Here is a 399-nt window from a genome sequence, read left to right as displayed (position 1 = left end):
CTCCAAGCGTGGTCAAGGCGTTGGTGCAAGCCAAACGGCGCGGCGTCGATGTACAGGTGGTGGTCGATGCCCATGGTAACGACAACAGGGCCAGTCGCGCTGCGATGAACCTGCTGGCCAACGCGCAAATCCCTGTGCGCACCAACGCTGCGTACAAGATTCAGCACGACAAGGTGATCATCACCGATGGCCAGAACGTCGAGACCGGCTCGTTCAACTACTCGGCCTTGGCTTCCAAGGCCAACAGCGAAAATTCGGTGGTGATGTGGGACGTTCCTGCGGGGGCCAGCGTGTACCTGGAGCATTGGCAATCACGCTGGGGGCAGGGACAGCCTTATCAGCCGACTTACTGAAGAAGCCGTGCTGAAACGACCAGGGAGGGGAACGTCATGTGCCAAA

The 399-nt window shown here is 59.4% G+C and carries 1 protein-coding gene; it reads left to right on the top strand.

Annotated features, from left to right (window positions below; translation table 11 throughout):
• The coding region (locus ALO43_RS15710; RefSeq protein ID WP_054997777.1) for a phospholipase D-like domain-containing protein at positions 1-353 on the top strand (353 nt) is incomplete at its 5' end.
• Positions 354-399 lie beyond the last annotated feature (46 nt).

It is taken from the genome of Pseudomonas tremae (assembly GCF_001401155.1).
GTDB lineage: Bacteria > Pseudomonadota > Gammaproteobacteria > Pseudomonadales > Pseudomonadaceae > Aquipseudomonas > Aquipseudomonas tremae.
Note: the sequence above shows the minus strand (reverse complement) of the source record. Positions and strands in the feature narration are given on the sequence as shown.